The 25,986-nt window shown below is 68.8% G+C and carries 24 protein-coding genes; 18 read left to right on the forward strand and 6 right to left on the reverse strand.

Annotated elements, in window-relative coordinates; genetic code table 11:
* Positions 1-15 precede the first annotated feature (15 nt).
* Positions 16-1,254 carry an iron uptake transporter deferrochelatase/peroxidase subunit gene (gene efeB / locus ACFW01_RS28090; protein WP_384508020.1) on the forward strand — a complete coding sequence of 413 codons (1,239 nt, stop codon included), beginning with the start codon at positions 16-18 and terminating at the stop codon, positions 1,252-1,254.
* Between the two features lie 42 nt (positions 1,255-1,296).
* Positions 1,297-2,136, forward strand: a complete 840-nt coding sequence (gene efeU / locus ACFW01_RS28095) for an iron uptake transporter permease EfeU (RefSeq protein WP_384508023.1) — start codon at positions 1,297-1,299, stop codon at positions 2,134-2,136.
* 199 nt (positions 2,137-2,335) lie between these two features.
* Here the strand turns inward: efeU and ACFW01_RS28100 are convergent, their stop codons facing one another.
* The gene (locus ACFW01_RS28100; RefSeq protein WP_384508026.1) at positions 2,336-3,388 is read right to left on the reverse strand and encodes a hypothetical protein; all 1,053 of its coding nucleotides are present in this window, start codon (positions 3,386-3,388) and stop codon (positions 2,336-2,338) included.
* Between the two features lie 324 nt (positions 3,389-3,712).
* Here ACFW01_RS28100 and ACFW01_RS28105 point away from each other — a divergent pair, with 324 nt between their 5' ends.
* From ACFW01_RS28105 to ACFW01_RS28130, 6 genes are all read left to right on the forward strand, one after another.
* Positions 3,713-4,663, forward strand: coding sequence for an ABC transporter substrate-binding protein (locus ACFW01_RS28105; RefSeq protein WP_384508029.1), 951 nt, complete (start codon positions 3,713-3,715; stop codon positions 4,661-4,663).
* Between the two features lie 2 nt (positions 4,664-4,665).
* Positions 4,666-5,697, forward strand: coding sequence for an amino acid ABC transporter permease (locus ACFW01_RS28110; RefSeq protein WP_384508032.1), 1,032 nt, complete (start codon positions 4,666-4,668; stop codon positions 5,695-5,697).
* 8 nt (positions 5,698-5,705) lie between these two features.
* Positions 5,706-6,458 carry an amino acid ABC transporter ATP-binding protein gene (locus ACFW01_RS28115; protein ID WP_384508176.1) on the forward strand — a complete coding sequence of 251 codons (753 nt, stop codon included), beginning with the start codon at positions 5,706-5,708 and terminating at the stop codon, positions 6,456-6,458.
* Positions 6,455-7,666: a M20 family metallopeptidase gene (locus ACFW01_RS28120; RefSeq protein WP_384508035.1), complete on the forward strand. Its 1,212-nt coding sequence runs from the start codon at positions 6,455-6,457 to the stop codon at positions 7,664-7,666. The genes ACFW01_RS28115 and ACFW01_RS28120 overlap by 4 nt, the downstream gene beginning before the upstream one ends.
* Before the next feature lie 153 nt (positions 7,667-7,819).
* Positions 7,820-9,112, forward strand: a complete 1,293-nt coding sequence (locus ACFW01_RS28125; protein ID WP_384508038.1) for a cyanophycinase — start codon at positions 7,820-7,822, stop codon at positions 9,110-9,112.
* A gap of 88 nt (positions 9,113-9,200) precedes the next feature.
* A complete protein-coding gene (locus ACFW01_RS28130) occupies positions 9,201-10,082 on the forward strand; it encodes a MurR/RpiR family transcriptional regulator (RefSeq protein ID WP_384508041.1) in 882 nt (293 codons plus the stop codon).
* Positions 10,083-10,309: 227 nt separating this feature from the next.
* Here ACFW01_RS28130 and ACFW01_RS28135 read toward each other — a convergent pair whose 3' ends face one another.
* Positions 10,310-10,882, reverse strand: coding sequence for a TetR/AcrR family transcriptional regulator (locus ACFW01_RS28135; protein ID WP_384508044.1), 573 nt, complete (start codon positions 10,880-10,882; stop codon positions 10,310-10,312).
* Between the two features lie 497 nt (positions 10,883-11,379).
* On the opposite strand from ACFW01_RS28135, the gene ACFW01_RS28140 reads away from it, so the two are divergent.
* Complete coding sequence (locus ACFW01_RS28140) at positions 11,380-11,958, forward strand: NlpC/P60 family protein (RefSeq protein ID WP_384508047.1); 579 nt, start codon at positions 11,380-11,382, stop codon at positions 11,956-11,958.
* Between the two features lie 59 nt (positions 11,959-12,017).
* Here ACFW01_RS28140 and ACFW01_RS28145 read toward each other — a convergent pair whose 3' ends face one another.
* A complete protein-coding gene (locus ACFW01_RS28145; RefSeq protein ID WP_384508050.1) occupies positions 12,018-13,169 on the reverse strand; it encodes an alkane 1-monooxygenase in 1,152 nt (383 codons plus the stop codon).
* Between the two features lie 227 nt (positions 13,170-13,396).
* Here ACFW01_RS28145 and ACFW01_RS28150 point away from each other — a divergent pair, with 227 nt between their 5' ends.
* Both ACFW01_RS28150 and ACFW01_RS28155 read left to right on the forward strand, forming a co-directional pair.
* A complete protein-coding gene (locus tag ACFW01_RS28150) occupies positions 13,397-13,960 on the forward strand; it encodes a TetR family transcriptional regulator (protein WP_384508053.1) in 564 nt (187 codons plus the stop codon).
* A 223-nt stretch (positions 13,961-14,183) separates the two neighbouring features.
* On the forward strand, positions 14,184-14,702 hold the full coding sequence (locus ACFW01_RS28155) for a YceI family protein (RefSeq protein ID WP_384508056.1): 519 nt from the start codon (positions 14,184-14,186) through the stop codon (positions 14,700-14,702).
* 109 nt (positions 14,703-14,811) lie between these two features.
* Here ACFW01_RS28155 and ACFW01_RS28160 read toward each other — a convergent pair whose 3' ends face one another.
* Both ACFW01_RS28160 and ACFW01_RS28165 read right to left on the reverse strand, forming a co-directional pair.
* Complete coding sequence (locus tag ACFW01_RS28160; RefSeq protein WP_384508059.1) at positions 14,812-15,459, reverse strand: DedA family protein; 648 nt, start codon at positions 15,457-15,459, stop codon at positions 14,812-14,814.
* The gene (locus ACFW01_RS28165) at positions 15,456-16,181 is read right to left on the reverse strand and encodes a class I SAM-dependent methyltransferase (RefSeq protein ID WP_384508062.1); all 726 of its coding nucleotides are present in this window, start codon (positions 16,179-16,181) and stop codon (positions 15,456-15,458) included. The genes ACFW01_RS28160 and ACFW01_RS28165 overlap by 4 nt, the downstream gene beginning before the upstream one ends.
* A 132-nt stretch (positions 16,182-16,313) precedes the next feature.
* On the opposite strand from ACFW01_RS28165, the gene ACFW01_RS28170 reads away from it, so the two are divergent.
* Complete coding sequence (locus tag ACFW01_RS28170) at positions 16,314-17,462, forward strand: sensor histidine kinase (RefSeq protein ID WP_384508065.1); 1,149 nt, start codon at positions 16,314-16,316, stop codon at positions 17,460-17,462.
* Positions 17,459-18,106 carry a response regulator gene (locus tag ACFW01_RS28175; protein ID WP_384508068.1) on the forward strand — a complete coding sequence of 216 codons (648 nt, stop codon included), beginning with the start codon at positions 17,459-17,461 and terminating at the stop codon, positions 18,104-18,106. The genes ACFW01_RS28170 and ACFW01_RS28175 overlap by 4 nt, the downstream gene beginning before the upstream one ends.
* Positions 18,107-18,543: 437 nt before the next feature.
* Here the strand turns inward: ACFW01_RS28175 and ACFW01_RS28180 are convergent, their stop codons facing one another.
* Complete coding sequence (locus tag ACFW01_RS28180) at positions 18,544-20,688, reverse strand: glycoside hydrolase family 10 protein (RefSeq protein WP_384508071.1); 2,145 nt, start codon at positions 20,686-20,688, stop codon at positions 18,544-18,546.
* Between the two features lie 262 nt (positions 20,689-20,950).
* Here ACFW01_RS28180 and ACFW01_RS28185 point away from each other — a divergent pair, with 262 nt between their 5' ends.
* From ACFW01_RS28185 to ACFW01_RS28205, 5 genes are all read left to right on the forward strand, one after another.
* Positions 20,951-22,261, forward strand: a complete 1,311-nt coding sequence (locus ACFW01_RS28185; protein ID WP_384508074.1) for an ABC transporter substrate-binding protein — start codon at positions 20,951-20,953, stop codon at positions 22,259-22,261.
* A gap of 95 nt (positions 22,262-22,356) precedes the next feature.
* Complete coding sequence (locus tag ACFW01_RS28190) at positions 22,357-23,235, forward strand: carbohydrate ABC transporter permease (protein ID WP_384508077.1); 879 nt, start codon at positions 22,357-22,359, stop codon at positions 23,233-23,235.
* Positions 23,235-24,161, forward strand: coding sequence for a carbohydrate ABC transporter permease (locus tag ACFW01_RS28195; protein ID WP_384508080.1), 927 nt, complete (start codon positions 23,235-23,237; stop codon positions 24,159-24,161). Before ACFW01_RS28190 ends, ACFW01_RS28195 begins: the two co-directional genes overlap by 1 nt.
* Positions 24,158-24,949 (forward strand): GntR family transcriptional regulator, encoded by a 792-nt coding sequence (locus tag ACFW01_RS28200; protein ID WP_384508083.1) that lies wholly within the window; start codon positions 24,158-24,160, stop codon positions 24,947-24,949. The genes ACFW01_RS28195 and ACFW01_RS28200 overlap by 4 nt, the downstream gene beginning before the upstream one ends.
* Entirely contained in the window at positions 24,949-25,911 is a 963-nt protein-coding gene (locus tag ACFW01_RS28205; protein WP_384508086.1) for an ROK family protein, read from the forward strand. Before ACFW01_RS28200 ends, ACFW01_RS28205 begins: the two co-directional genes overlap by 1 nt.
* The last annotated feature ends 75 nt before the right edge of the window (positions 25,912-25,986 follow it).

The following is a 25,986-nucleotide window of genomic DNA, read 5'->3' on the forward strand; positions in this document are numbered from 1 at the left end:
CAGGCAGGAACAGAAATGTCCAGTCAACCGCGTGACGCCGCCTTCTCGAGGCGCGCGGTGCTCGGGTGGGGCGGCGCCGGGCTCGCGCTGGGTGCCGCCGCAGCCGGGGGCGCCGTAGCCGCAGCAGGCAGTGGAGGCAGTGACAGCGTCGGCGACGGTGGTGCCGTCCCCTTCCACGGCCCTCATCAGGCCGGCATCGCCACCGCGGTGCAGGACCGGCTGCATTTCGCGGCTTTCGACGTGAGGACGGACGACCGCGCCGAGCTGATCCGCATGCTCAAGGACTGGACGCGCGCGGCCGAGCGGATGACGGCGGGGCGCGTGGTCGGCGGCGGCGCGTACGGGGGAGTCCTCGAAGCGCCGCCCGACGACACCGGCGAAGCACTCGGCCTTCCACCCTCCCGCCTCACGCTCACCGTCGGCTTCGGCCCGTCCCTGTTCGACGACCGTTTCGGTTTGGCCAAGCAGCGGCCGGACGCACTGGTCGACCTGCCAAAGTTCCCCGGCGACAACCTCGACGCGGCCCGCAGCAACGGAGATCTGTGCATCCAGGCGTGCGCAGACGATCCGCAGGTCGCCGTGCACGCCATCCGCAACCTGGCCCGGATCGGTTTCGGCAAGGTCGCGGTGCGCTGGTCCCAGCTCGGCTTCGGCAAGACGTCCTCGACTACGCCCGACGCCCTGACCCCGCGCAACCTGTTCGGGTTCAAGGACGGCACCCGCAACGTCTCCGGGACGGACACTTCCTCCCTCAACCAGCACGTGTGGGCCACGGGGCGGGGCGGCGCCGACTGGATGACGGGCGGCTCATACCTGGTCGCCCGTCGAATCCGGATGAACATCGAGACCTGGGACCGCACCTCGCTCCAGGAACAGGAAGAAGTCTTCGGCCGTGACAAACGCGAAGGCGCTCCCGTTACCAAGGCCAAGGAGCATGACGAGCCGTTCCTGAAGGCCATGAAACCGGAGGCACACGTCCGCCTCGCGCACCCGGACTCCAACCACGGGGCGACCATCCTGCGGCGCGGCTACTCCTTCACCGACGGCACCGACGGCCTCGGCCGCCTGGAAGCGGGTTTGTTCTTCCTCGCCTACCAGAGTGATCCGCGTACCGGGTTCATTCCCGTCCAGACCAGCCTGGCGCGCTCCGACGCGCTCAACGAGTACATCCAGCACGTGGGTTCAGCGCTGTTCGCCGTCCCGCCCGGCGTCCGCGACACGGACGATTGGTGGGGCCGGGCGCTGTTCGCCTGAGACACCACGGGCCCACGGCATCAACTGGAGAAAGGAACCGGCGTGTTCGGCAACTTCCTGATCGGGCTGCGCGAGGGCCTAGAGGCGAGCCTCGTCGTCTGCATTCTCATCGCCTACCTCGTCAAGACCGACAACAAGGGCCGACTCACTCCCGTGTGGACAGGCGTCGCCATAGCCGTCGCACTCTCGCTCGCCTTCGGCGCGTTGCTTCAGTTCGGATCCTCCACCCTCACGTTCCAGGCGCAGGAGATCCTCGGTGGCAGCCTTTCCATTCTCTCCGTCGGCCTGGTCACGTGGATGGTGTTCTGGATGCGCCGTACCGCCCGACACCTCAAGAGCGAACTCCAGGGCAAGCTGGACGCCGCCCTGGCGCTCGGTACCGGCGCCCTGGTGATCACCGCCTTCTTCGCCGTCGGCCGTGAAGGGCTGGAAACGTCTCTGTTCATCTGGACTGCCGTGCAGGCCAGCGGAGACGGAGTGCGCCCACTGATCGGCGCCCTCCTCGGGCTGATCACCTCGGTGGTACTGGGCTGGCTGTTCTACAAGGGCACCCTGCGCATCAACCTGGCCAAGTTCTTCCGCTGGACCGGTGCCATGCTCGTCCTCGTCGCCGCGGGCGTCCTCGCCTATGGCATCCACGATCTCCAGGAGGGTGACGTCCTGCCCGGCCTGCGCACCCTTGCATTCGACATCAGCAGCACCATCCCGCCCGATTCCTGGTACGGCACTCTACTGAAGGGCATTTTCAACTTCCAGCCAGACCCCACCGTCCTCCAGGTCACGGTCTGGCTGTTCTACCTCATCCCGGTCATGGCCGTCTTCCTCGCTCCCGAACGCCGCCGCCGGGCCGCTGAGCCCTCAGCGGTGGGTCTGCCAAGTTGACGGGCCTCTTCGATCAGCTTGGTTTGTTGTCAACCCCGTCGGTGTCGCCGTTGTGGCGCGGCTGATGGAGCTGACGAGCAGCTTCGAACAGGGAGAAGGCCCGGAGGGTAAAAACGGCCCACACGGATGGGGGGCGACCGCAGCAGCTGGGTCACCACCCAGCCGTGTGTCCGGGCCACGGTCGCGGAGCGACGGGTCGTCAGCTAGCGCAGGGTGCGTCCGGCGTACCGCTGTAGAGGTTCCCGTCCGGCCTGCCGTCCGTAACGCTGCGCAGGTAGTAGTCGCAGGTGGGCCGGTGGGCGAAGTCGTAAAGGCTGCCGGGGCGTAGACGCCAGATCTTGAAGTTCGAGTAGGTCAGTGGCTGGCCCGGGGTGGCCTGTTCGGGCCGGTGGTCACCGAGGACAACATAGGCGTCGTCACCGTACTGGGTGGCCAGGCCGTTGTTGTCCAGATACAGGGAGCCGCCCTCTTCCACGCCCACACCCCAGGCGGTTCCGCCGGTGGTCAGCCCGTCCTGCAGTGCGCGTGCGACGAAGGCCATCGTGCGTCCCATGCGGTCGCGTGCGACGAAGTGCGAGTCGTTGACGGTGCTCGCGTAATGGGGCCAGGTGAACATGCCGGTGGTGAAGGTGACGGTGGGGTCGTAAGGGTCGTCGAGTGCCTCGCCCGAGGTGACGCTGCCGCGGCAGGCGTCGTACACGACCGAGCTGTTGATGTGGTGCCCCGCGCTGCCTCCGCCCGACCCGCCGCCCTTGGCGACCACTGACTCGACCGAGGATTCCAGCGCGGTGCCCTTCCAGGCCGCGTACCGGCACTGGTCGCCGCCCGCGAAGTACACGAACTCGGCGTTGCGGATGTCCGCGTTGACCTGTGAGTTGTTCGCGTCGCGGGCTCTGGTGAGGGTCCAGGTGGTGCAGGAGTTGACGCCCGCCAGGGCCATGACGGTGTCGCACTCGGGGGTCCTGCTGCCGGAGGAAGGTGAGGAGCCGGCGAGGACGACGACGTCCAGGCTTCCGGTGCCGGAGCGGATGTTGTTCACCGCCCGCTGCATGGAGGCGGGGACGACGCCCCCAGAACCGTTCATGGTGAAGGCGGGGCCCGACCATATGGCGCGGGTGGCGTCGGTCGTGCTGCCGAGTCTGATGCGGTCGGCCGCCGCTTGTGCGGCGCCTGTCGCACTGAGCGAGCCGGCGAGCGTGAGGCAGGCGATCGCCGCGGTGGTGGCGGATCTGCGCAGGAAGCCGGTGGGCATTCGTCCTCCGTAGGGAAGAGCGCGCTCGGGACGGACCCCGGAGAGGAGAATGGCGGGATCGGGCGCGGCTGTGGTGGTAGCGGAACTTACAAGTTGCGAGCACTTCAGGGAAGACGTATGCCCGATCCTTTGTGTAAGGGGATCCGTCACCCAGTCGATCTGCCGTTCAGGAGTCCCCTGCACGCCCATCCGTGCCGCTTGGTCGTCGTTACATGAAAGTAACAGGCGATACATCTGGTCAACTGGCTTGCGCGAATGTAATTTCCTCGATGTGCAGTCAGCGGCAGGTCGCGCCGCCCCGCTTCTCCGAGAGGTCCCACCGCGATGAACACTCGTCCGTACCGCCGCGCGGCGGCCGTCACCCTGACGGTCGCCGCCGTCATGACCCTCTCCGCATGCGGAGACGATGACCCCGCCGCCACGCCCGCTGCCGTCGGCAAGGCCACCGTCGCCGGTGTGGAGATCGAGAAGGACCCGGCGCTGCACAACGCGCTGCCCGAGTCGGTCCGCGAGTCGGGCACCGTCCGGGTCGCCACCGACGTGCCCTACCCGCCCTTCGAGATGTACGTGAAGGAGGGCGAGAGCGAACTCACCGGACTCGACTACGACCTTGGCCAGGCACTCGGCGCCAAGCTCGGCGTGCGCTTCGGGTTCAGCGCGCAGAAGTTCGACGGCATCATCCCCGGCATCCAGGCGGGCAAGTTCGAGATCGCCATGTCGGCGATCACGGACAACAAGGAGCGGCAGCAGGTCGTCGACTTCGTCGACTACACCCAGTCCGGCTCCGGCATCCTGGTCGCCGACGGCAACCCGGAGAAGATCACCACCCTGGACGACCTGTGCGGGAAGAAGGTCGCCGTACAAGCCGCCACCAACCAGCTCAAGCTGCTCAAGTCACACCAGGCTGCCTGTGATAAGGCCGGCGGCGGGCCGATCGGTATCCAGACCTTCCCGAAGGACTCGGACGCCCAGCTCGCCCTGCGGGCCGACAAGGCCGTTGCGCAGGTGGTCACCAAGCCGGCGGCGGGCTGGACGGCCAAGACGGCCGACGACGGCAAGGCGTTCGACCTGGTGGAGGACCCGGCGGTGCCCGGCGGGTACAACGCCTCGCCGAACGGCATCGCCGTGTCCAAGAAGCTGCCCGAGCTCACCGTCGCGATCCAGAAGGCGTTGCAGGCGCTGATCGATGAGGGAACGCTCGACAAGATCTGTGGCAAGTACGGCGTCGCCTCCATCGCCGTGAAGGAAGCCACGAAGAACGAGGCGGTCGACTAGGGATGATCGACACGAAACCTGCTGCCAAGACTCCCCGGTCGGCTGACACGAACGCCGCGGAGCTGGACGTCGTCCCGGTCCGCCACTACGGACGGTGGCTGGCCGCCATGGCATCGGTCGCCGTGCTGGTCGGCCTGGTCGGCTCGCTCGCCCGGAACGACAACCTGCGCTGGGACATCGTCGGCGACTACCTCGTCGCCGACCTCGTCTTCGATGGCCTGGTCACCACCCTGTGGCTGACAGTGGCGGCCATGGGCCTCGGCCTCGCCCTCGGCACCCTGATCGCCGTGATGCGGCTGTCGACCAGTCCCGTCCTGTACGGACTGGCCACGTTCTTCGTGTGGGTCTTCCGCGGCACCCCGCTGCTCGTGCAGATCATCTTCTGGGGATACGCGGCCGCCCTCTACAAGTACGTCATGATCGGCATTCCCTTCACCGACATCACCTTCTTCCGGGCCGAGACGAACTCGCTGCTCACTCCGGCTGTCGCGGCGCTGCTGGCGCTCGGTCTCAACGAGGCCGCCTATGCCTCGGAGATCGTGCGCGCCGGCATCCAGTCCGTCGACACCGGCCAGACGGAAGCCGCGCACTCGCTCGGCATGCGGCCTGCGCTCACCATGCGGCGGATCGTGCTGCCCCAGGCGATGCGGGTCATCATCCCGCCCATGGGCAACGAGACCATCAACATGCTCAAGATGACCGCGCTGGTCTCGGTCATCTCCGCGCATGACCTCATGTCCAACATCCAGGAGGTCTACGCCCAGAACTACCAGGTCATTCCCATGCTCGTCGTCGCGAGCCTGTGGTACCTGGCCCTGGTGTCCCTGCTCAGCGTCCCCCAGGCGTGGCTTGAGCGGCGCTACGGACGCGGCACGTCACGCGCCGGACACGTCTCCCCATTGCGGCGCGTGCTCGGCTCAGCCGCCGGGCTCGCGGCCCGGAAGTCCCCCGCCTCCGTACACGGCGAGCCGGCCGCGGACGCCACGAAGACCGCGGTCGACGGCGACACGGAAGACAAGGAGCGGGACCAATGAGCGTCCCCATGGTTCGTGCCGAAGGCCTTCACAAGCACTTCGGAAGACTCGAAGTCCTCAAGGGCATCGACCTTACAGTCGAACGAGGCCAGGTGTGCTGTCTCCTCGGCCCCTCGGGATCGGGCAAGTCCACCTTCCTGCGCTGCATCAACCACCTGGAGAAGGTCGACGGCGGTCGGCTCACCGTCGACGGCGAACTCGTGGGTTACCGCCAGCGGGGAGGCAAGCTGTACGAACTGCGCGAGCGCGAGGTCGCCGAGCGGCGCCGCGACATCGGGATGGTCTTCCAGCGTTTCAACCTGTTCCCGCACATGACAGCACTGGAGAACGTGGCGGAGGCCCCCGTCAAGGTCGTCGGCACCTCCCGGGCGGAGGCCCGTGAGCAGGCGCACCAGCTACTGGCCCAGGTCGGCTTGGCCGACCGGGCCGGGCACTACCCCGCACAGCTCTCCGGAGGACAGCAGCAGCGCGTCGCGATCGCCCGGGCCCTCGCGATGAGACCGAAGCTAATGCTCTTCGACGAGCCCACCTCCGCCCTGGACCCCGAGCTCGTCGGTGACGTCTTGGACGTGATGCGGGGCCTGGCCGGCGACGGCATGACGATGGTCGTCGTCACCCACGAGATCGGCTTCGCCCGCGAGGTCGGCGACACCGCCGTCTTCATGGACGAGGGGGTCGTAGTCGAGGCCGGAGACCCGCGCCGTGTCTTGGTCGAACCGGAGCAGGAACGCACCCGCGCGTTTCTGTCGAAGGTCCTGTGAGCGGCGCTCTGCGGCACCGGACGAGCACCGCGGAACTCCTCACGCTCGCCCGGCGCCGCCAGCGGCGATACCTGGCCGACCTCGCCGAACTGGTCGCCATCGACTCCGGCTCCTACAGCCCCGACGGGGTCAACAGGGTCGCCGACTGGGTCCAGGCCCGGCTGGAGCTCCTCGGCTTCACCGCCGAGAGAAAGCAACTGCCTGCCGTCGGCGGGCACCGCACCGGTGACGGTCTGGTGGCCCGTAAGCAGGGCAGGCTCGCGGAAGCGGAAGGCGGGCGGCGCATCCTGCTCGCCGCGCACATGGACACTGTCTTCGAGGACGGCACGGCGGTCCAGCGGCCGTTCCGTGTGGACGGTTCCTTGGCACACGGCCCCGGTGTCAGCGACGACAAGGGGGGCATGCTGGCCGGACTGGCCGCGCTGGAGATTTTGAACCAGCGTGGCGTCGACGCCTACACCGAACTGGTCTTCCTGGCCACTCCGGACGAGGAGATCGGCTCCCCGGCCAGCCGTTCGCTGACGGAGGAGACCGCGCGGGGCGTGCACTTCGCCCTTGGCCTGGAATGCGCCCGGGAGAACGGTGACCTGGTCATCGCCCGCAAGGGGGTGGCCGACTACCGGCTCACCGTTACCGGACGCGCGGCCCATGCCGGTATCGAACCCGAGCGTGGCGCCAACGCGGCACTCGCCGCCGCCCACCTCGTCGTGGCCCTCCAGCAGCTCAACGGGCGCTGGGACGGTGTCACCGTCAACGTTGGCGTGGTCCGGGCCGGCACCCGCGCCAACATCGTCTGTCCCGAGGCCGAACTGCGCCTAGAGGTCCGCACCGCGACCCTGGCCGGCGCCGCGACGGCCCGGCGTGCCGTCGAGGACCTCGCCGCCCGGCCGCAGGTGCCCGGTACGGCGGTGACGGTGGAGCAGCTGGACCTGTGTCCCCCCATGGAGGACACCCCCGCCGCGCGGCACATGCTCGCTCACGCCGAGGCGGTGGCCGGCGCCCTGGGGCTGGACATCGGCGTGGCCGCCACCGGCGGTGTCGGCGACGCCAACCTCATCGCGGGCACCGGCGTCCCCGTACTGGACGGCCTCGGACCGGTCGGCGGCGCCGACCACACCCCCCAGGAGTGGCTGGACACCACCAGCGTCCCCCACCGGGTCGCCCTGCTAGCCGGGCTCATCACCTCCCTCGGCGACAACGGTGGTTGACCCGCCACCATGCGGCCTCTCGACCTGACGCCAGGCTGGCCGCAAACATCCTCCGGCGGGCTGCCCTCCCGCCGGAAGCGGCCCGCCGGGCCAACCGGCGCCCGGGGAGGCGTATCGGGCCCCGGTCACTTCCCTTCACTCAAGGAGGTACTTATGCGCGTTCCTTCCCGTCCGCACCGCCGTACCCTGCTCGCATGCGGCGCCGCCTTCGCGCTCACGTTGACCGTGTCGCCCGCTGCACAGTCCGCACCGGACACCACCGGCCCGCGAGAGGGGTCGCTGGTGCTCGTCGGCGGTGCATTGGGCGCGGACAACGCCCAGGTCTTCGGCGAGATCGTCAAACGGGCCGGCGGCGAGCGAGCCCGCATCGGTGTGCTCACCGCGGCCTCGGTCCCCCAGAGCCAGGACCCGAACGCCGACGATCCCGACACCTGCAGCAACTCCGCCTGCAACGGTGCGTACTACTCCAGCCTGCTCGAGAAGCACGGCGCCGCGGACGCCCAGTGGATCCCGATCGACCTCGACCACGTCGCAGCCGCGGACTCCGACGAGGTCGTCGCCCAAGTGAACTCCATGACCGGATTCTTCTTCGGCGGCGGCGACCAGTTCCGCTACCTCACCGCCCTCATGCACGGCGAGCGGCACACCGACTCCAAGGTGCTCGCCGCAATCCGTGCCAAGCTCGCCAAGGGCGCGGTCGTCGCCGGAACCTCCGCCGGCGCGCAGATCGCCTCCGGCCCTCACATGGTCAGCGGCGGCGCATCCTACGAGGCGCTGCGCGACGGCAGCGCTCCGGGCTACTTCGAGGACCCGACCCGGCTTGGCCACATCCCCGAGGGCGGCTTCGGCTTCCTGCGCTCCGGCCTGATCGACACCCACACGGGTACCTCCGGCCGCGAGGGCCGCGCTCTGCGTCTGGCCGCGGACACCGGCCACGACCGGGTGTACGCCCTGGAGGAGAACACCGCCCTCGTCGTCGACCATCCCGGCACCACCCATGAGAAGCTCACCGTCCTCGGCCCCGAAGGCGTTGGCGTCCTCGACCTGCGCGACGCCCGCGCCCGCCCCACCCCAGCTGGCTGGACCCTGCGCGACGCCCGCTACACCTACCTCGCCGACGGCGACCGCTACGACGCCCGCCACCGCCGACCCCTGCCGGCACCGGGCAAGCGCCCGCTCGCACCGCACAGCCACGCACACGTCCCCGCCAACACTGACGTCTTCTCCTCACTCGCCAACCCCGACGCCGCGCCCTACTCCTTCCGGAACACCGCCCGCGCCCTCGCCGTGACCCGGGCCCAGCGCACCGCCACCGCCACCACCTACGAGAGCACACCGCGCTTCGCCGTCACCGTCGCCAAGCGGCCCGGCTTTTCCGCCTGGTCCACCGACCGCACCACCGCGCATACGCTCATCGGCCTGCGCGTCGACATCGCTCCCCGCTGAAACGTCGCGGCAGGGCCGGCGCCAGGCTTCTCCCGCCTCGGCCCTGCCGGCGGCAACCCAGCCCGTAAGCTCTTCCCCAGGACCCGGCATGACCGCAAAGGACACCCCCATGGCCTCCGGCACCCTCGCCGACGACATCCGTCAGAAGCTGGGCACCCTCAGCCCTGCCGAACGCAAGGTCGCCCGGGTGCTTCTGGCCGCCTACCCTGCCAGCGGCTTCGAGACCATCGCCACCCTGGCCGAACGCGCCGCCGTGAGCGCGCCGACGGTCCTGCGCTTCGTCGCCCGCCTGGGCTTCGACGGCTTCCCGGACTTCCAGGCCGCACTCCGCGCCGAACTCGACGAACGCAACGCCTCACCGCTGACCCTGTACGAGGCGTCCGAGGACACCGACACCGACTCGCCCCAGGCTCTCATCGCCCGCAGCGGCCAACTGCTCACCGCAGCGGTCGCCCAGACCCTGGCCGAGACACCCCCGCACGACCTGGAACGCGCCATCGTGCTGCTGTCCGACCGCAAGCGGCGTATCACCCTCGCCGGAGGCCGATTCACCCACCTCCTGTCCCAGTACCTCGGACTGCACCTGATGCAACTGCGTGACGACGTACGGTTCCTGCCGGACCGCCACGTCGAACGCACCGCCGCGCTCGGCGCGCTCGGTCGTAAGGACGTCCTGGTCCTCTTCGACTACCGCCGCTACGAGCAGGACAAACTGGCCATCGCCCAGCTCGCCCGCGACCAGGGCTGCAAGATCATCGTCTTCACCGACACCTGGCTCTCGCCCACCAGTACGCACGCCGAGGTCGTCCTGCCGAGCCGGGTCACCACCCCGTCCCCCTACGACAGCCTCGTACCGACGCTCGCCGTCGTCGAGACGGTGGTCGCGGGACTCGTCGCGGCTCTGGGCGAGGCGGCCCACCAGCACATGCAGCACAACGAGGACATCGCGCGTCGCGCGGGACTGATCTGACCGGTGAGGCATTCGGCCGTGCAGTGGACACCGGTCGCGTTTCCTGCCCGCGGTGAAAGTCGCTTCGTCCTGGTGTGTCGTCCGGGCACAGGATCTCGCCGGGGTTTCCCGTCCACCGGTCCGGCTCGGTTGCGGCCCGCTGATCGAGCGCGAACGGCTCGACAGGACGAACCGTTCCCGTCAGGAGCCACGACCGGATGTTCGGCGAGTTGCTGACGGCATGCCGTTCAGGGCACCAGAGACGGGTCCGCCACGGCGAGCGACGCGTAGCCGAACAGATGATGCTCCGCCTGCTGTCTGGTCATGAACGTCTGCGCGATCACGTGGTATCCGTAGGCGTCCTCCAGGGCGACGAGGTTCGCCGCGACCTCTTCCGCCGGACGGCGCAGCAGAAACCTCCCCGCGTCGGTGCCGGCCCTGAGGACCTGGACGTAGAGGTCCACTTGACGGCCGTACAACTCCCGTCGGAGCCGCGCGTCTGTAGGGCGCTGTCGTGCCCGGGGGGAGAACTCGTACAGGAGGCAGCACAACTCGTCGTCGGGGCCTGTCGGCAGCCCGGAGCGCAGAATGGCAGCGAGCTGCTCACGCGGCTCGGAACGGCTGGCCGCATCCCGTTCACGGACGGCACAAAATCGCTCGACCGCCTCGGCGAAGACGAGGTCGAAGAGTTCGTCGAGTTCCCGGAAGTAGTAGGTGACCGTGCCGGTGGCGACGCCCGCCTCGTCGGCGACGTCTCGGACGCGGGTAGCGTGCAGGCCGCGTCGGAGTATTGCCGTGCGGGCGGCGTTTAGCAGCTCCATGCGTCGTGCGTCCTGCTGTCTGGGGCGGGCCACTGATCATCCTGTCTGCTCACCGGACCGGACTCCTGATGTCAACCGTACACACTATTGACGTGTACACGCTTGGCTCTTACGTTTTCTTTCGTACGGTCCGAAGAACGAGTGCCGCGCCCTTGGGAGGGACAAGGCCATGGACGGCCCGACGTCATCCCAATCCAGTGCGGCACCTTTGGCGCCGGCGATCGGTCGGCCATCAGGGCCATCGACTTCGCCCTTCGACGGTACCCAGGTCCGCTCAACGCCCCCACAGACGTGTCCGGCATTGAGGTCGGCCTGGTCACCCTCGTCACCGGCGGCTGTCGCGTGCGCGCTGATCTGCAACGCCCCCCATGACCGGCCCGGAACGGAGACCACATCCTGGGCCTCGCTCACCAGAGGCCTTTCGAAGTCGTGCGGAGGAGATCCCACCCGTCTGAGCCTGTAGCGGATCCACTCGGTCACCAACAAGGAGAGAGCCCATGTTCCGGATCCCGAACACCAACCGCCGCAGAACCGCCATCGCTGTCACCGCGTCCGCCGCCGCTCTCGCGGGCGCCCTCGCCGCACCCGCCTCAGCCGCCCCGGCCCGCGACGCTGGTGCTCCCGCAGCGGACGCCGTGGTCCAGGAGGTCGGAGTCCGTCGGGCCGTCGTCGATGCGGCCAAGGCGTACCTCGGCACCCCATACAAGCTCGCCTACGGCTGGACGTGTGGCACCGCCCGCGTCGACTGCGAGTGCCTCAACCGTCACGTCATCTGGGACGGAACCAAGCGCGCCACAGGACGCGGCCTCCAGCTCAATTACTGGCTTCAGGGCCAGATCAACCAGGGCCGTCGCACCACCAACCCCCGGCCCGGCGACCTGGTCTTCTGGGACACCGACCCGAGCGACGGAATCCGCTACGGCGGCGATCTCGACCACACCGGTGTCTACATCGGTAACGGTCGGGCCATCGACGCCAATGCCTACTATGGACGTGTGAAGTACGACACCGTCACCCTCGGCGGCACCGAACGCGACCCTATCTACGTCGACGTTCTTACCCCCCACGGCTACTGACCCGGCCCCGCGGAGCGGGCTGTCCCAGCCAAGGGCCTTGGTCGGCGACGACGTGTCTGTCACGGTGGCGTCGCCGCTTGCTTCCCGGGGCCGGGACGGAGGTTGGCGCGGGCCTTGTCGCCTCCGTAGTGAGCCAGAAGCCGGGGGTCCATGACTGTGCGCCACAGGGGTGGAATCCAGGCCAGCACGATCATTGTGGCGTAGCCGGAGGGCAGTTGCGGGGCCTCATCGAAGTGGCGCAGGGTCTGGTAACGGCGCAGGGGATTCGCGTGATGGTCGGAGTGACGTTGAAGCTGGAAGAGGAGGAGGTTGCTGGTGGTGTTGTCGCTGTTCCAGCTGTGCTTCGGTGCCACCCGCTCGTAGCGGCCGTCCGGGCGCCGCTGCCGCAGCAGCCCGTAGTGTTCGAGGTAGTTTACCGTCTCCAGCAGGCAGAAGCCGAGGACCGCCTGGATCAGCAGGTAGGGCAGTACCCTCCAGCCGAACGTCGTGGTCAGCGCGCTGAACAGGACCACGGTCATCGACCAGGCCGTCAGGATGTCATTGTGCCTGCCCCACACGGCCCGGTTCCGCCGCGTCAGCCGGCGTCGCTCCAACTGCCACGCCGACCGGAGACCGCCCACGACGGTGCGGGGCAGGAAGCGCCAGAAACTCTCACCCATGCGCGAACTCGCAGGATCCTGAGGAGTGGCGACGCGTATGTGGTGGCCGTGGTTGTGTTCGACCTGGAAGTGTCCGTATCCGGTCTGCGCGAGTGCCATGCGGCTGAGTCGACGTTCTAACTGCTCTCTCTTGTGTCCCAGTTCGTGCGCCGTGTTGATGGCCACACCGGCAACCACCCCGGTGGTGGCGGCCAGACCCACGTCCGCCACGAGGCCCAGGCCGTCACCGGCCCACTGGCCGCAGGCCCACACCAGGGTCCCGAACTGGAGGGGCAGATAGAGGTAGGTGCACCAGCGGTAGTACCGGTCGGCCTCCAGGTCCGCCATGGCATCTTCCGGAGGGTTGCCGTCGTTCGACCCCAGCACCTGGTCCAGTACTGGCACGAGGACGAAGGCGAAGAAGGGCCCCCACCACCAGAAGACCGCCTGGCCGGTCAGTTCCGCGAGGCCGCCCGCCTGGAACGGCAGCGTCGGCACGGCCAGGGCGAGTGGCCAGAGGTGCCGCTTCGGGTCCCGCCAGCGCGGGGGGTCGTGCGGATGATCCGTAGCCACGGTGACTCCTTCGCGGGCATGCGCCACCGGCAGCCGATTGGCTGTGCGGGGGAGTGGCGGAGGTCGAGCGTGGCACTCTGCCGATACGGCTGACAAAGGCGGCGCTGTGTAAATATTCTGATGTTCCGTCAAGTTGAAGCGGAGGTCGTCGAGTGAGACCTGATTCCCTTCCTGATAGCCTGCCGGAACCGCCCCGGGTGGCCTGGCGCAGGCAGCTACGGGAGCGGGTGCTTGAGGAGGCGTGGGCGCTCGCGTCGGAGAAGGGCTGGGACAGGGTGCGCGTCGCGGATCTCGCCCAGCGGGCCGAGGTGTCGCGTCCCTCCATCTACGCCCAGTTCGGCGATCGGGCGGGCATCGGGCGCGCTCTGGTGCTCCGGGAGACGGAACGGTTCCTGGCCACGGTCGCCGACGTTCTTAAGGGGCAGAGCGACGACGTGGCCCTGGCGCTCGAGGCGGCCGTGGCGCATACCCTGACAGAGGCGGCCCGGAATCCCTTTATCGTGGCTGTCGTTACGGCGGCCCGTGGTGGCACCGACGCTTTGCTGCCTTTCCTCACCAGCCGACCCGAGCCGGTGTTCTCCGAGGCGCGGCACCTCGTCACGGCGTGGCTCGACACGGCCGCGGCCGAGCGTCCGGCGACCCTGCGGCGCGACGCCGCGGATGTAGCCGTTCGACTGACGGTCAGCCACATGCTGCTGCCATCGGCCGGACCTGACGACACGGCAGCTCGGGTGGCGCATGCCGCCTGTGCCGTCCTGGGGGTGGCCGTGCCGACGTTATCGGTGCGGTGAGGCGTGGCTTCGTAGGGTGAGGAAGGACAGTGTGTTTCGACGGTCTCGGACAGCACTTGGCGATCAACGCCGCAGAACGTTGACGAGGACGGAAACGCTCTGCCGCCTGCCAGGACCGCCCTGTCGGCCACTGCTGTACGTGAGGGCTGGCATACTCGCTGCTGCTGCGAGAGGCTGACTCATCATCACGGATTGATCTTCGGTGTACGGAGGCTACGAGATCATGACGGCATCAGGGGACCAGCTTCCACCAGCAGCAGGTGCATACGAGATCGATCAGGCGGCATCAACGGTCCGCTTCGACACACGCGCCATGTTCGGGCTGCTCCCGGTCCGAGGTACCTTCGCCATCGGTCATGGTTGCATTACTGTGGCGGACCCGGCAGAAGAGTCGTCGGTGCATGTTGCAGTAGAGGCGGGAAGCTTCGAGTCAGGCAATCGGCAGCGTGACGAACACGTCAGGTCCTCCCACTACCTCGACGTGGCTCGGCATCCCGAGTTCGTTTTCCGAAGCCAGCGTCTGGAACGATCCGTTGCCGAGGCCATCTTGTACGGTGAGTTGACGGTGTGCGGGGTGACTCAGCCGATCGCCGTCGCACTCGGCACGGTTACTTGCGAGGGCAAGCGGATGACGGCGAGCGGCACTGCCACGATCGACAGGTACGCCTTCAGCATCACCAAGGCCAAGGGCATGACGGGGCGGCGACTCAAGATCACTTTGGAAGTCGTCGCGCACCGCTGAACCGACCATGCCATGCAGTGCACGAACAACAGGACAATGGTGAGATCACCGTGCGGCCTCCTGTGCTCGGAAAGTCCTGGTAGGAGTCATGGTCAGACTGCAGATCCCCTCAGCCCGCCGAGCGGGTGGTGGGTCGTCGACCTGACCATCGTGGTCGAGCAGCCCGGTGATGGAGCTTGGCCCATGTCAGTGCGGCCGTCGCGACGAGGGCTGCGGTCGCTGCCAGGGCGGGGACTCCAAAGGTGAGGGCTCGCTGGAGGGATGCGGTGGCTGCGTATCCGGTGCCGGCTTCGAGGGTGGCCCACAGGGGGGCGGCGATGAGGCTGTAGGGGGCGATGCGGCGATAGGGGAGGCGCGTGGCGCCGGCGAGGTGAGGGATGAGGGTGCGGATCACGGGGAGGAAGCGGGCCAGGAAGATGGCGTGGCCGCCGCGGCGGGCCATCAGCGTCTCGGCTCGCTGCCATGCGGCGGTGGGGAGGCCTCGGCCGAGGCGGCCGGTGCGCAGGCGGGTGCCGAGCGCGTAGCCGGTGCGGTGGGCGAGGAAGTCACCCGCGATCACCGCGCATGCAGCGGTCGCGATCAGCAGCGGCAGGCTGAGCTGCCCGGTGCGTGCCAGTGCGCCAGCGGTGAGCAGCAGCGTGAGGGTGGGGATGAAGGCGCCGACGAGCAAGACCGACTCGGCCAAGACAGCCGCAGCCGTGATCGCGTAGGCAGCGGCCGGGGGTACGTGTCCGAGGACCGTGGTCAGTGTGTTCACCGGTCGGCTCCAGCCGTTTTGAGGGCCGGGGTGGGGGTGGAGGGCGTGGGTTGCGTGAGCTGCCAAACCCTGGCCGGGGGGAGATTCGCCCAGACTGCCCAGCAGCCGGTGGCGTAGCGGCGCTGGTAGCCGGTCAGGACCTCTTCCACCGCTGCATGGCGGCGTGTCTGGGTTCGAGAGGCGAGCAGGGTGCGGGCCCGGCGGCTGCCACGGTAGGCGAAGTAGGCGAGGGTGCCGCCGGGATGCAGCAGTTCCAGGTACCGGTCCATGATCTTCTCGACCTGGCCGGGGGTGAAGTTGGCGAAGGGCAGGCCGGAGACGATCACGTCGTAGCGCCGGTCGGTGTCGAGGTCCTCCACGCGCCGGGTGTGGATGTGGACCTGCCGCCGGTGGCCGGCGAGGTGCGGGTGGGTGTGGGTGAGATGGTGCAGCCGGGCGGTGAAACGCGGGTTGGCCTCGGCGATGTCCAGATGGCTTCCGGGTGACATTTGGGGGATCAGCGTGCGGGTGACCGCTCCCGTGCCGGCGCCCGCCTCCAGGATGTTCAGCGGCCGTCCCACCCTGGCGCGTACCGGGTCGGTCAGCGCACGGGCCAGTGCTCGGCCGCTGGGTGCGACGGCGCCGGTGGTGCGCAGGTCGCGGATGGCTTCGATGAGGAACATCCAGCCCTCGGCATGGCGCTGCGCGAGAACACGGTCGTGCGAGGTGGTCCAGTTTTCCATGGATACGACGCTAGGAACCGCACCTCGCCGCAGGATCCACCCTTGTGCGACGCCGGATACCTACGAAAGTTGGGGACCGGTGGGTAGGATCGTCGGAGGCGGCGCTGCTGGTGGCACCTCTAGCCTTTCAGGGTGAGCAGGAACAAGAGCTTTCGGTGGGCAAGGTACGGCCGCTCAGGGCTGGTACTGCTGCTGCTGACAGGTGTCGCCGTGCAGAACGCGGCGGCGACCTCCGGTGGCCGGTACCTGACGGTAGGCACCGCGGTGGCGTTGCTGTGCGGGCTGGCTCTGCTGGTGCGCCGGCTGCCCTGGTTCATCGCGCCGCTGCTGACAACGGTGGCGGCGGGGCTGTGGGGGTGGCCGCTGCTGCCGCTGCTCCTGGTGTCCCTGTTCGACCTGGCAGCCCAGCGCCGCATCGCGGTGGCTGTGGGCTGCTGCGTCGTCGTACTGGCTGCCAACACGGTGGCGCCATCGGCGCTCTCGCTGTGGCGGCCACAGCAGTACGGTGCCAGCCTCTTCCTCATCCTCGCCGTGGTCTCCGGGCTGTGGATGGGTAACCGACGCCGCCTGGTCGAAGTGCTGAATGCACAGGTCGAGCACTTGCGGATCGAACGGGAACTGCGCGAACAGGCGGCGCGGGCCGCCGAGCGCTCCCGCATCTCTGCCGAGATGCACGATGTGCTCGCCCACCGTCTCAGCCTCATCGCCCTGCACACCGGAGTCCTGACCACCCGTGCCGACGCCCTGCCAGGGCCGGTCGCCGAACGCATCGGTCTGCTGCGCACCGCCTCCACCGAAGCCCTGTCCGACCTGCGTGACGTACTGGGCGCCCTGCACGAACCCAGCCCCACGGCCGGCGACGCTGCGCCCGCCCCCGTCCTGCGCGAAGTGCGGGAGCTGGTCGAGCAGGCGCGAGAAGCAGGCCAGCAGGTCGACCTGCGGACCAGCGGGCAGCCCGAGCAGGCACCGGCCGCGCACCGCCTGGCCCTCTACCGTCTCGTCCAGGAAGGCCTGACCAACGCCCGCAAGCACGCCACCGGCGCACCCGTGCACATCCGCGTGGACTACGGGCCTCCTGCCACTGTCGTGGAAATCGTCAACGCCCCCGGCCCGCCCGCCGCACACACCGAAGCCTCCGGCTTCGGCCTGGTGGGCCTGAGCGAGCGGGTCCACGCCCTGGGTGGACACCTCAGCGCAGGCCCTAACGGCGCCGGTTCCTGGCGCCTGGCCGCGCGCATCCCCCACCCCGCCCACCCCGAGCAGAACGGTCCCCGCCCATGATCCGCGTGATGATCGCCGACGACGATGCCCTGGTCCGCCTCGGGCTGGCCGACCTCCTTACCACGGACGAGAGCATCCACGTCGTCGCCCAGGCCGCCGACGGCCTGCACGCCATCCAACTGGCCACCGCACACCGCGTCGACATCGCCCTGGTCGACGTCCGCATGCCCCGTATGGACGGCATCACCGCCATCACCCGCCTGCGAGCCCTACCTCATCCGCCGAAGGTCATCACCCTGACCACCTTTGACCTCGACGAGTACGTCTACAACGCCCTTGCGGCCGGAGCCGACGGCTTCCTCCTCAAAGACACCGACCCCGCCGAGATCCTGCGCGCTGTCCACCTCGTCCACGCCGGCTCCGCCATGCTCCACCCCACCGCTGCCCGTCGCCTCATCGACCGCTACCACCACTCCGGACAACCCCACAATGCCGCCGCCCGCAGCCGGCTCGACCAGCTCACCCCTCGCGAACACGACGTTCTGGCCATGCTCGCCCAAGGAGACACCAACGCCGGCATCGCCACCGCCCTGGGCATGCGCGAAAGCACCGTCAAAGCCCACGTCAGCCGCATCCTGACCGCCCTCGACGTCACCAACCGCGTCCAAGCCGCCCTTTTGGCCCGCGACGCCGGCCTCACCTGAGCTCACCGCAACGACGCCCTCACTCCCGCCGGCCGGGACGGACGGGGTGAAGCCCGCCTTCCACCGTCCAAAATCCCGCACTGCGAGTTCTGGCTGCAGCGAGCCGGCCGCGGTGGAAGAGCACCACCTCCGGTTGACACAGGCGCGTGATCCAGTCCTGCGCCAACCCTTCGTGGAACTGCTGCGCTGAAGCTGTAAGCAGTGATCTCGAGGTTCTCGGGACTGGGCCGGATCGCCTGCAGCGCTTCGGCGACGTGCTCACCGGTGGTACCGATCAGAGCGCTGTGGAGCGCGATCGGGGCTACCGACCAGGACATCGCCTGCCTTGCGCCCGACACCGCCGCGCGTATCAGGCGCGGGGGCTGCACGTCGGCCGCAGCCCGTGCGCAGGTCTCGGTACAGCCGGATTGCGCGCACGGGCTGCCGACCGAGGCTCGTCAGCGCTCGGCCTGCTCCAGCCAGCGGGTCAGCATGAGCAGGTCACGCGTTGTGGTCGCGGAGAAGCCCGGCTGGGGCTCCTCCCAGTGGCCGGCCAGCTCTGCGGCCTTCTCCAACTGCCGCCTTGCAGGTGCAGCGCCCCGATCTCCACTGATTTCCAGCAGCGTGCGGGCGACCGTCAGCCGCGTTGCCGCCTTGCGGGCGTCGCCGTCGGCCACGCACTTGCCCGAGGCGCTCGTGAGCCGGTCGGTCAGCGGGCCGAGAGCGCGGCGGGCCGCGTCCGCCGGGTCGGCGTGCGGGGCCCTCGCCTCGGTTCGGTAGGCGCCGTCGTGCAGCGCCTTGATCTGCGCGTCGGTGAGCTGGTTGTAGGCGAACAGTGCGGTGCCGTCGGAGCCGGCGTCCTTGACGGCCTGCAACTGGTCGCCCATAACGTCGGACGGGGAGCCGTTGATCGGGCCGTACGTCGCCGTGTAGAGGTAGGCGTCGCCGACGCGGTCCCGCATGACCTGCGTGTCCTCACCCACCGACTCGGGGGAGGAGCCGAAGGACATACCGGTGAGAAAGTCCAGGTAGTCCTTGTCGATCCAATCGGCCCAGTTCTGGAACTTCTTCTTCAGACCGTCGACCGGGTCGGCGAACACCGCGCCGGACAGCGGCAGGCCGGGATCGATCTCCCGCTGCATCTGGCGAACGCTCTGCACAAAGGTCGTGACGTTGTTCTCACGCCACTTGTCGAACGTCTCCCATTCGGGGTCGGTCTGCTTGAGCTCGTAGGGGTCGACGCCGTATTTCTCCTCGAACGCCTGTCGCGAGTAGTCGCTGTAGGAGAACGAGGACTCGTAGGGGAGCGAGACGGGGTAGCGGATGTAGTCCAGGTGCAGGCCGTCGATGTCGTAGTCCGTCATCAGCTCGCGGAACACCGAGCGGACGTAGTCGCGGACCTCGGGCATCGCCGGGTCGACCCAGTAGTAGCCGGGCTCCATCGTCGAGGGCTGCGGACCCACCTTGCCCACGTCGGAGCGTTCCACGGCTGCCCATTCCGGGTGTGCCTTCAGGATGGGCCCGGGCCCGGCCTGGCCGCCCGCGCTGTCGTCGCCCGCGCCTTCGGAGCCGACGAAGAAGGTGTGCGTCCAGGCGTGCAGTTCGATGCCCCGCTTGTGCGCCTCCTCGATCCACACCTTCAGCGGGTCGAAGCCCTTCATATTGGGGCGCTGCGCCTCGACACCGGCCGCCTTCGCCGCGTCAGACGGGAAGATCGTGTAGCCCTGCCAGACCGTCTCCAGGTACACCATGTTGAAACCGGCGTACTCGATGCGGTCCAGCGTCGCGCGGATCGCCTCCGGCGTCGTCTCCTTGGGGCGCACCCACACGCCGCGGCCCTCGACGGGACGGGACTCGCGGGTCTGGTCCGCGGCGCCGGTCGCCGTGGTGGCGGCCTGGGTGGCCAGTGCGACGGCGTCAGCGTCGCGGCCCTCGTCCAGGGCGCTGCGCGCGGCAGCAATCGCCTTGCCGGCCTCGGCCAGCCCCTTGGTCACCTCCGGTTCGGGGAAGACGGTGCAGGCGTCCTTCGCCCTGCCGAGCCGGGCGCGAGCGTCGTCGCGGAGGACCTCGGCACGGACGACGTGGGACTCGGTGTCGACGGTCAGGGTGAGCTTCCTGCCCGTGATCTCGACCTTGGTGCCGATCCGTGCGTTCTCGGCGAGCCACTTGGCGGCCGTGCCGTGACCGGACAGGACAAGCCCGTTCGCCGGGATGGTGCGGTCGCTGCCGCCGATGGCGGTGATGCGGCCGTCCTCTACGACGACGTCCTGGCCGTACTCGTTCGTGCCCGAGCTGGGGGAGGTGTAGGCGGGCGTGTAGGCGATGAGCTGGTTGGTGCCGCGGCAGCCGGGGAAGCAGGTGCCGTTCGAATCGACGCCCCCGGGATTGGTCTCGGCGGTGGGGTCGACCGCGTCCAGGTCGCGGGAGACCGGGGCCTGGAGCTGAGCTGCTGCCGCGTTCTTCGCTGCGTCACCGGTGGCACGGGAAGCGATGTTCGGGGTGGCGGCGGAAGCGGCCGTAGCGGGAGTGGTCGGTGCGATAAGGGCGGCGGACAGAGCTGCGGCAGTCAGGAAGGCGTGGGGCATCAAGCGCTTGTCGGGCACGTGCGGGACCTCCGGAGAGCGGGACTTCGGTCCGAGGCAGCATCCGCAAGAGGTCCGTACAAGTCAACGAAGAATGAAAGATTCACCTGAACTTTCCGCGAGCTATTGACTCCAGCGGTACGTACATCAAGACTTCACCCGTCGAAGTGGTACGGACCACTTTGTGGATCGATGTGGTGGGTGTCGCACACCCACCCTGCTTCGGGGGCCGCGTGCCCCTGCAGCCAGCCCATGACCGAGTCCCACCCTCCCCGGGAGTGCCATGTCCTCGCCCGCCAAGAGAGGCGCCCGTCTCTCCGCCCTCGCCCTCGCCGTCGCGACCCTCGCCACCGCCTGCGGTCTGAATTCCTCCGACGCCGGCACGGACGACGCGGCGGAGGGCGAGGTGAAGGGAAAGATCGTCTTCCAGACGCTGCAGCTGAAGCCGACCTTCACCGAGTACATCAACGGCGTGATCGCGGACTTCGAGAAGAAGTACCCGGGGACGGACGTCGAGTGGCGTGACATCCCCTTCGAGGGCGCCCAGGAGAAGATCACCGCCGACGCCAGCGCCGGCTCGCTCCCGGACGTAGTCAACCTCAACCCACAGTTCGCACAGGCGCTGGAAGAGAAGGGCGTCTTCGTCGACATGGACAAGGCCGCCGCCGACGTCAAGAGCGACTATGTGCCGGGCGCATGGGACGCCTTCACCGTCGCCGGCAAGTCGGGCTCGTTCGGCATCCCCTGGTACCTCACCTCCGAGGTCACCATGTACAACAAGGACTTGTTCAAGAAAGCCGGCCTGGACGCGGACAAGCCACCCACCACCTTCGACGAACTCCTCGATTTCGGCGCCACGCTGTCGAAGGCGGGCAAGGGTGGCTTCTACGGTATCCACCCGGCCCTGGAGAACCGCTTCATCACCGACCTGGCCAAGCAGGGCGTGCCGATCATCGGGGACGACGGGAAGTCCTGGAAGTTCAACACTCCCGAGGCTGCCGCCTACCTGAAGAAGCTGGTCGAGGCGTACCAGGGCGGCACCTACCCCAAGGACTCGCTGACTCAGGACCACAGCAAGGAGACCGAGGCGTACCAGGGCGGCCGGATCGGCCTGTTCCCCTCCGGCCCGAACTTCCTGACGATCATCAAGGAGAACGCTCCGAAGGTCGCCGAAGCGACCGGTGTCGGCCCGCAGATCACGGGAGACAGCGGCGTGACCAACATGTCCGTCATGGGCAACCTGGTTCCCAGGACCAGCAAGAACCAGAAGACGGCCGTCGAGTTCACCAAGTTCCTCTCCAACGCGGAGAACCAGCTCGCCTTCAGCAAGATCGTCACGGTGCTGCCGAGCACCAAGGAGTCGTTGAAGGACCCCTACTTCACCGACGCGGGAGACGGCACCGTCGAGGCGCGGGCCCGCCGGATCTCCGCCGACCAGATCGCCAAGGCGCAGAACCTGGTGCCCGTCCAGTACGACCAGCGAGTCACCGCCGCCGTCATCGGCCAGGTCGAGCTGGCGCTCAAGGGCGACATCTCTCCCCAGGAGGCTCTCGACAAGGCCATCGAGGCCGCCGACGCGATCACCCTCAAATGACCCCGAGCTGACCAAGCGCCCCGGACCGGTCGCCCTCCGCCCGGCACCGGTCCGGGCAGCGCCATCCGCACCACCCCGCACCCCTGGAGGCTCCCGTGACCGGCCGCCGCTGGTACGCCCCCTGGCTCTTCTGCGCCCCCGCCCTGTTCTTCGCGGTCGCGTTCTTCATCGTGCCGTTCGCCAACACCCTGGTGCTGTCCTTCACCGACGCGTCCACCCTCGGCGGCGGCGTCTTCACCGGCCTGGACAACTACACCCGCCTGCTGGACGACTCGGCGTTCTGGTTGTCCCTGCGCAACACGGCCCTCTATACCCTCCTCGTCGTGCCACTGCTGGTGGTGCTGCCGCTGCTGCTCGCCCTGCTGGTGCAGAAGAAGATCGCCGGCATCGGCCTCTTCCGGGCGGTGTTCTACTCGCCCGTGGTCGCGTCGATGGTCGTGGTCGGACTCATCTGGTCGTGGCTGCTGTCCTCCGACGGCCTCGTCAACTCGATGCTGCGCGGTCTGCACTTGATCTCCGAGCCCCTACCCTTCCTGACCGACTCGCAGCTGCTGCTGTTCAGCGCGATGGCCATGACGGTGTGGAAGGGCCTGGGCTACTACATGGTCGTGTACCTCGCGGCACTGGCCAACGTACCCCGGTCTCTCCTGGAGGCCGCCGAGGTCGACGGCGCCGGCCCGGTCCGCCGGTTCTGGCACGTCACGGTACCCACGGTGCGGCCCACCATGGTCCTCGTCGGCACACTCGCCGCCATCGCCTCGGGCAAGGTCTTCGCCGAGGTCTACACCCTCTCCGACGGCAGCGCCGGCCCCGGGGGAGGCGCCCGCACCCTGGTCTTCACCATCCGCGAGACCGGCCTGGGACTGGGCGGCGAAGCCGGATACGCCTCCGCCATGTCCGTCGTCCTCTTCCTCGCGACCCTCGGACTGTCCGTCGCCGTCACCCGGCTCAACACTCGGGAGGAAAGGGTCTGATGAGTACGGCCACCACCCGCCGTCCAGTCGAGAAGGACGGCTCCAGCACCACCGCGAACCACCCTGGCGCCGATCCCGATACGGCACGCCGTACCGCCCGAGGCCGCGTGGCCGTCCTGCACGCCCTGCGGTACGCCGCGCTGCTCCTCGTCCTCGGCGTGATGGTCGGCCCGTTCCTGTGGCAGCTGTCCACCTCGCTCAAGGGCCTGAGGGATCAGGTCTTCGGATATCCCCCGCAACTCCTGCCGCACGAGCCGACGCTGAGCCACTACGCGGCGGTCACCGAGACCGTGCCCGTGCTCAGGTACGCCACCAACTCCCTGGTCGTCGCGGTCAGCTGCGCTGCGACGAACATCGTCTTCGGCTCGATGGCCGGCTACGCGATGGCCCGTATGACCTTTAGGGGCCGGAAGATCGTCTTCGCCTGCTTCCTGGCAACGATCATCATTCCCTTCGAGTCGATCCTCGTCTCGGAGTTCCTCATCGTCCGCTCGCTGGGCATCAACGACACCCTGCTGGGCGTCATGGTGCCGCTGGCGGTCACCGGCCTGTCCGTCCTGCTGATGCGCAACGCGTTCGCGGGTCTGCCCGCCGAGGTAGAGGAGGCGGCTGTTCTGGACGGCGCCGGCGAGTGGCAGCGGTTCTGGCGCATCGCCATGCCTTCCGTACGCGGCACCATGGCCGTGGTCGGCATCTTCAGCTTCGTCTTCGCGTGGGACGACTTCCTGTGGCCGCTCGTCGTACTGTCCGACCCTGGCAACTACACCCTCACGGTGGGCATCCAGTACCTGTCCGGCACGTTCACGAACGATCAGCGGGTGATCGCCGCGGGCACGATGATGGCCGTCGTGCCGCTGATGGTGCTGTTCTTCAGCCTTCAGCGGTTCTTCTTTCGGGGTGTCGGCGAAGGGGCTGTGAAGGGATGAGTCGGGTGACCGAGGACACGACGGAGGTCGGTGCGCGGGATGAAGGAGCTTCTCCGATCCCGCGCGAAGACGGCGGTGCGGCCACGGCGAAGCACGAATCCCTGCGCCGCGCCCTGGCGGACATGATCGACGAGGGTCTCGCGCCGCACGAGGCGCTGCCCAGCGAGCGCGAGCTGATGCAGCGCTTCGGCGTCAGCCGCATGACCGTGCGCAGGGCGGTGGAGCGTCTTGCCCAGGAAGGCCGCGTCTACCGCGTCCAGGGAGCGGGGACGTTTGTCGCCGACCCCTCGACCATCAGCAAGTCGCTGCACCTGACGTCGTTCTCCGAGGACATCAGGGCACGGCGCATGGAGCCCGGCAGCCGCCTGGTGGAGATGTCCCGCACCGGCGCGGACATGGCGTGCGCACGGGACCTGTTCGTCGAACCGGGCACAGCGCTGGTGCACATCGTCCGGCTGCGTCTTGCCGACGGGGAACCGATGTGCCTGGAGAACGTGTGGCTGCCGGAAGCACTCGTGCCGGGCCTGGCCGAGCACGGCGACCCGGACTCGCTGTACCGCTGGCTCGACCGGGCGGGCGCCGCGCCCGAGAAGGCGGACCAGACCATCCGGGCGACCGTCGTGGACTCCGAGCAGGCCCGTCTGCTGGGCGTGCCGCCGAACTTCCCGGCCCTCGTCGTGCACCGGGTCACCCGCGACGCTCGTGGGCGAGCCGTCGAGCGGGCGATCAGTCTCTATCGCGCGGACCGCTATGACTTCCGGGTCACCATCTCCCGGGAGCGGCGCTGATGGCCCCGACCGCAACCATCGGACCGGCGACCACGATCTCGCCGGCCACCACCGCTCTGGGCATCGACGTCGGCGGGACGGGGATCAAGGCCGCTGTCGTCGGCCCGGGCGGCCAGCTGCTGGCTCGGCGCTCGGTACCCACTCCTGCCCGGCATGGAGCCGACGCCGTCCTGGACACCGTCGTGCTGCTGGCGCGTGAAGTCCTCGCCGAGGCGGGGCCTGTCCACACGGCGGGACTGGGCACGGCCGGGGTCGTTGCACCTGACGGGCGTAGCATCGCCCACGCGACGGACGCCCTGCCCGGCTGGGCGGGCACCCCCGTCGCAGAGCGCCTGGAGCAGGGAATCGGCCTCCCTTTCACCGTGCTGGGCGACGTACAGGCGTTCCTCGCGGGCGAAGCCGCCCTGGGTGCGGCACGGGGCGCGGCCACGGCCGTGGGGGTGATGGCCGGCACCGGCGTGGGCGGCGCGGTCTGGGCGAACGGAGCCCTGCTGCGCGGCGCCACGGGCGCCGCCGGCCACCTCGGACACATCGCCGTACCCGGCGCCGAAGGGGAACTCTGCCCCTGCGGGCGGACCGGACACGTCGAGGCCCTCGCCGCGGGTCCGGCGATGACCGGTCTCTTCCGCCGCGCCGTGCCGACAGCTTCTGCCACCGACCTGCGCGACGTGGCCCGACTCGCCGCCCAAGAACACCCCAAGGCGGTAGAAGTCCTGACGCGAGGCGGGCGGGCGCTGGGCACGGTAATCGGCGGCGTCGTCGCCGCCCTCGACCCGGACGTCGTCGTCCTGGCCGGAGGCGTCCTGGACTCCGGCCCATGGTACGAACACGCACTGCGCGCCGCGCTGTCCGAGACGACCCTGCCCTCCCTCGCCACCGTCAGTGTGGTACGCGCCGAACTCGGCTCCGACGCGGTGCTCCTCGGTGCCGCCGCAGCAGGGAGAGACGCCCACGCCACCTGAGACGTCACCTGTCGCAGCCGCACCGCGCCGGACAGCACGCATCGCGTCCGGGTCGCACCAGACAGCACAGCATCC

It is taken from the genome of Streptomyces sp. NPDC058985 (assembly GCF_042740985.1).
Taxonomy (GTDB): Bacteria; Actinomycetota; Actinomycetes; order Streptomycetales; family Streptomycetaceae; genus Streptomyces.

Bases quoted from the DNA above. Each gene is read 5' to 3' on its own strand.
- ACFW01_RS28105 (WP_384508029.1), top strand. From the start codon at position 3,713: ATGAACACTCGTCCGTACCGCCGCGCGGCGGCCGTCACCCTGACGGTC.
- ACFW01_RS28110 (WP_384508032.1), top strand. From the start codon at position 4,666: ATGATCGACACGAAACCTGCTGCCAAGACTCCCCGGTCGGCTGACACG.
- ACFW01_RS28205 (WP_384508086.1), top strand. From the start codon at position 24,949: ATGGCCCCGACCGCAACCATCGGACCGGCGACCACGATCTCGCCGGCC.
- ACFW01_RS28125 (WP_384508038.1), top strand. From the start codon at position 7,820: ATGCGCGTTCCTTCCCGTCCGCACCGCCGTACCCTGCTCGCATGCGGC.
- ACFW01_RS28155 (WP_384508056.1), top strand. From the start codon at position 14,184: ATGACGGCATCAGGGGACCAGCTTCCACCAGCAGCAGGTGCATACGAG.
- ACFW01_RS28165 (WP_384508062.1), bottom strand. From the start codon at position 16,181: ATGGAAAACTGGACCACCTCGCACGACCGTGTTCTCGCGCAGCGCCAT.
- ACFW01_RS28185 (WP_384508074.1), top strand. From the start codon at position 20,951: ATGTCCTCGCCCGCCAAGAGAGGCGCCCGTCTCTCCGCCCTCGCCCTC.
- ACFW01_RS28115 (WP_384508176.1), top strand. From the start codon at position 5,706: ATGGTTCGTGCCGAAGGCCTTCACAAGCACTTCGGAAGACTCGAAGTC.
- ACFW01_RS28175 (WP_384508068.1), top strand. From the start codon at position 17,459: ATGATCCGCGTGATGATCGCCGACGACGATGCCCTGGTCCGCCTCGGG.
- ACFW01_RS28140 (WP_384508047.1), top strand. From the start codon at position 11,380: ATGTTCCGGATCCCGAACACCAACCGCCGCAGAACCGCCATCGCTGTC.
- ACFW01_RS28195 (WP_384508080.1), top strand. From the start codon at position 23,235: ATGAGTACGGCCACCACCCGCCGTCCAGTCGAGAAGGACGGCTCCAGC.
- efeB (WP_384508020.1), top strand. From the start codon at position 16: ATGTCCAGTCAACCGCGTGACGCCGCCTTCTCGAGGCGCGCGGTGCTC.
- ACFW01_RS28130 (WP_384508041.1), top strand. From the start codon at position 9,201: ATGACCGCAAAGGACACCCCCATGGCCTCCGGCACCCTCGCCGACGAC.
- ACFW01_RS28200 (WP_384508083.1), top strand. From the start codon at position 24,158: ATGAGTCGGGTGACCGAGGACACGACGGAGGTCGGTGCGCGGGATGAA.
- ACFW01_RS28135 (WP_384508044.1), bottom strand. From the start codon at position 10,882: ATGGAGCTGCTAAACGCCGCCCGCACGGCAATACTCCGACGCGGCCTG.
- ACFW01_RS28100 (WP_384508026.1), bottom strand. From the start codon at position 3,388: ATGCCCACCGGCTTCCTGCGCAGATCCGCCACCACCGCGGCGATCGCC.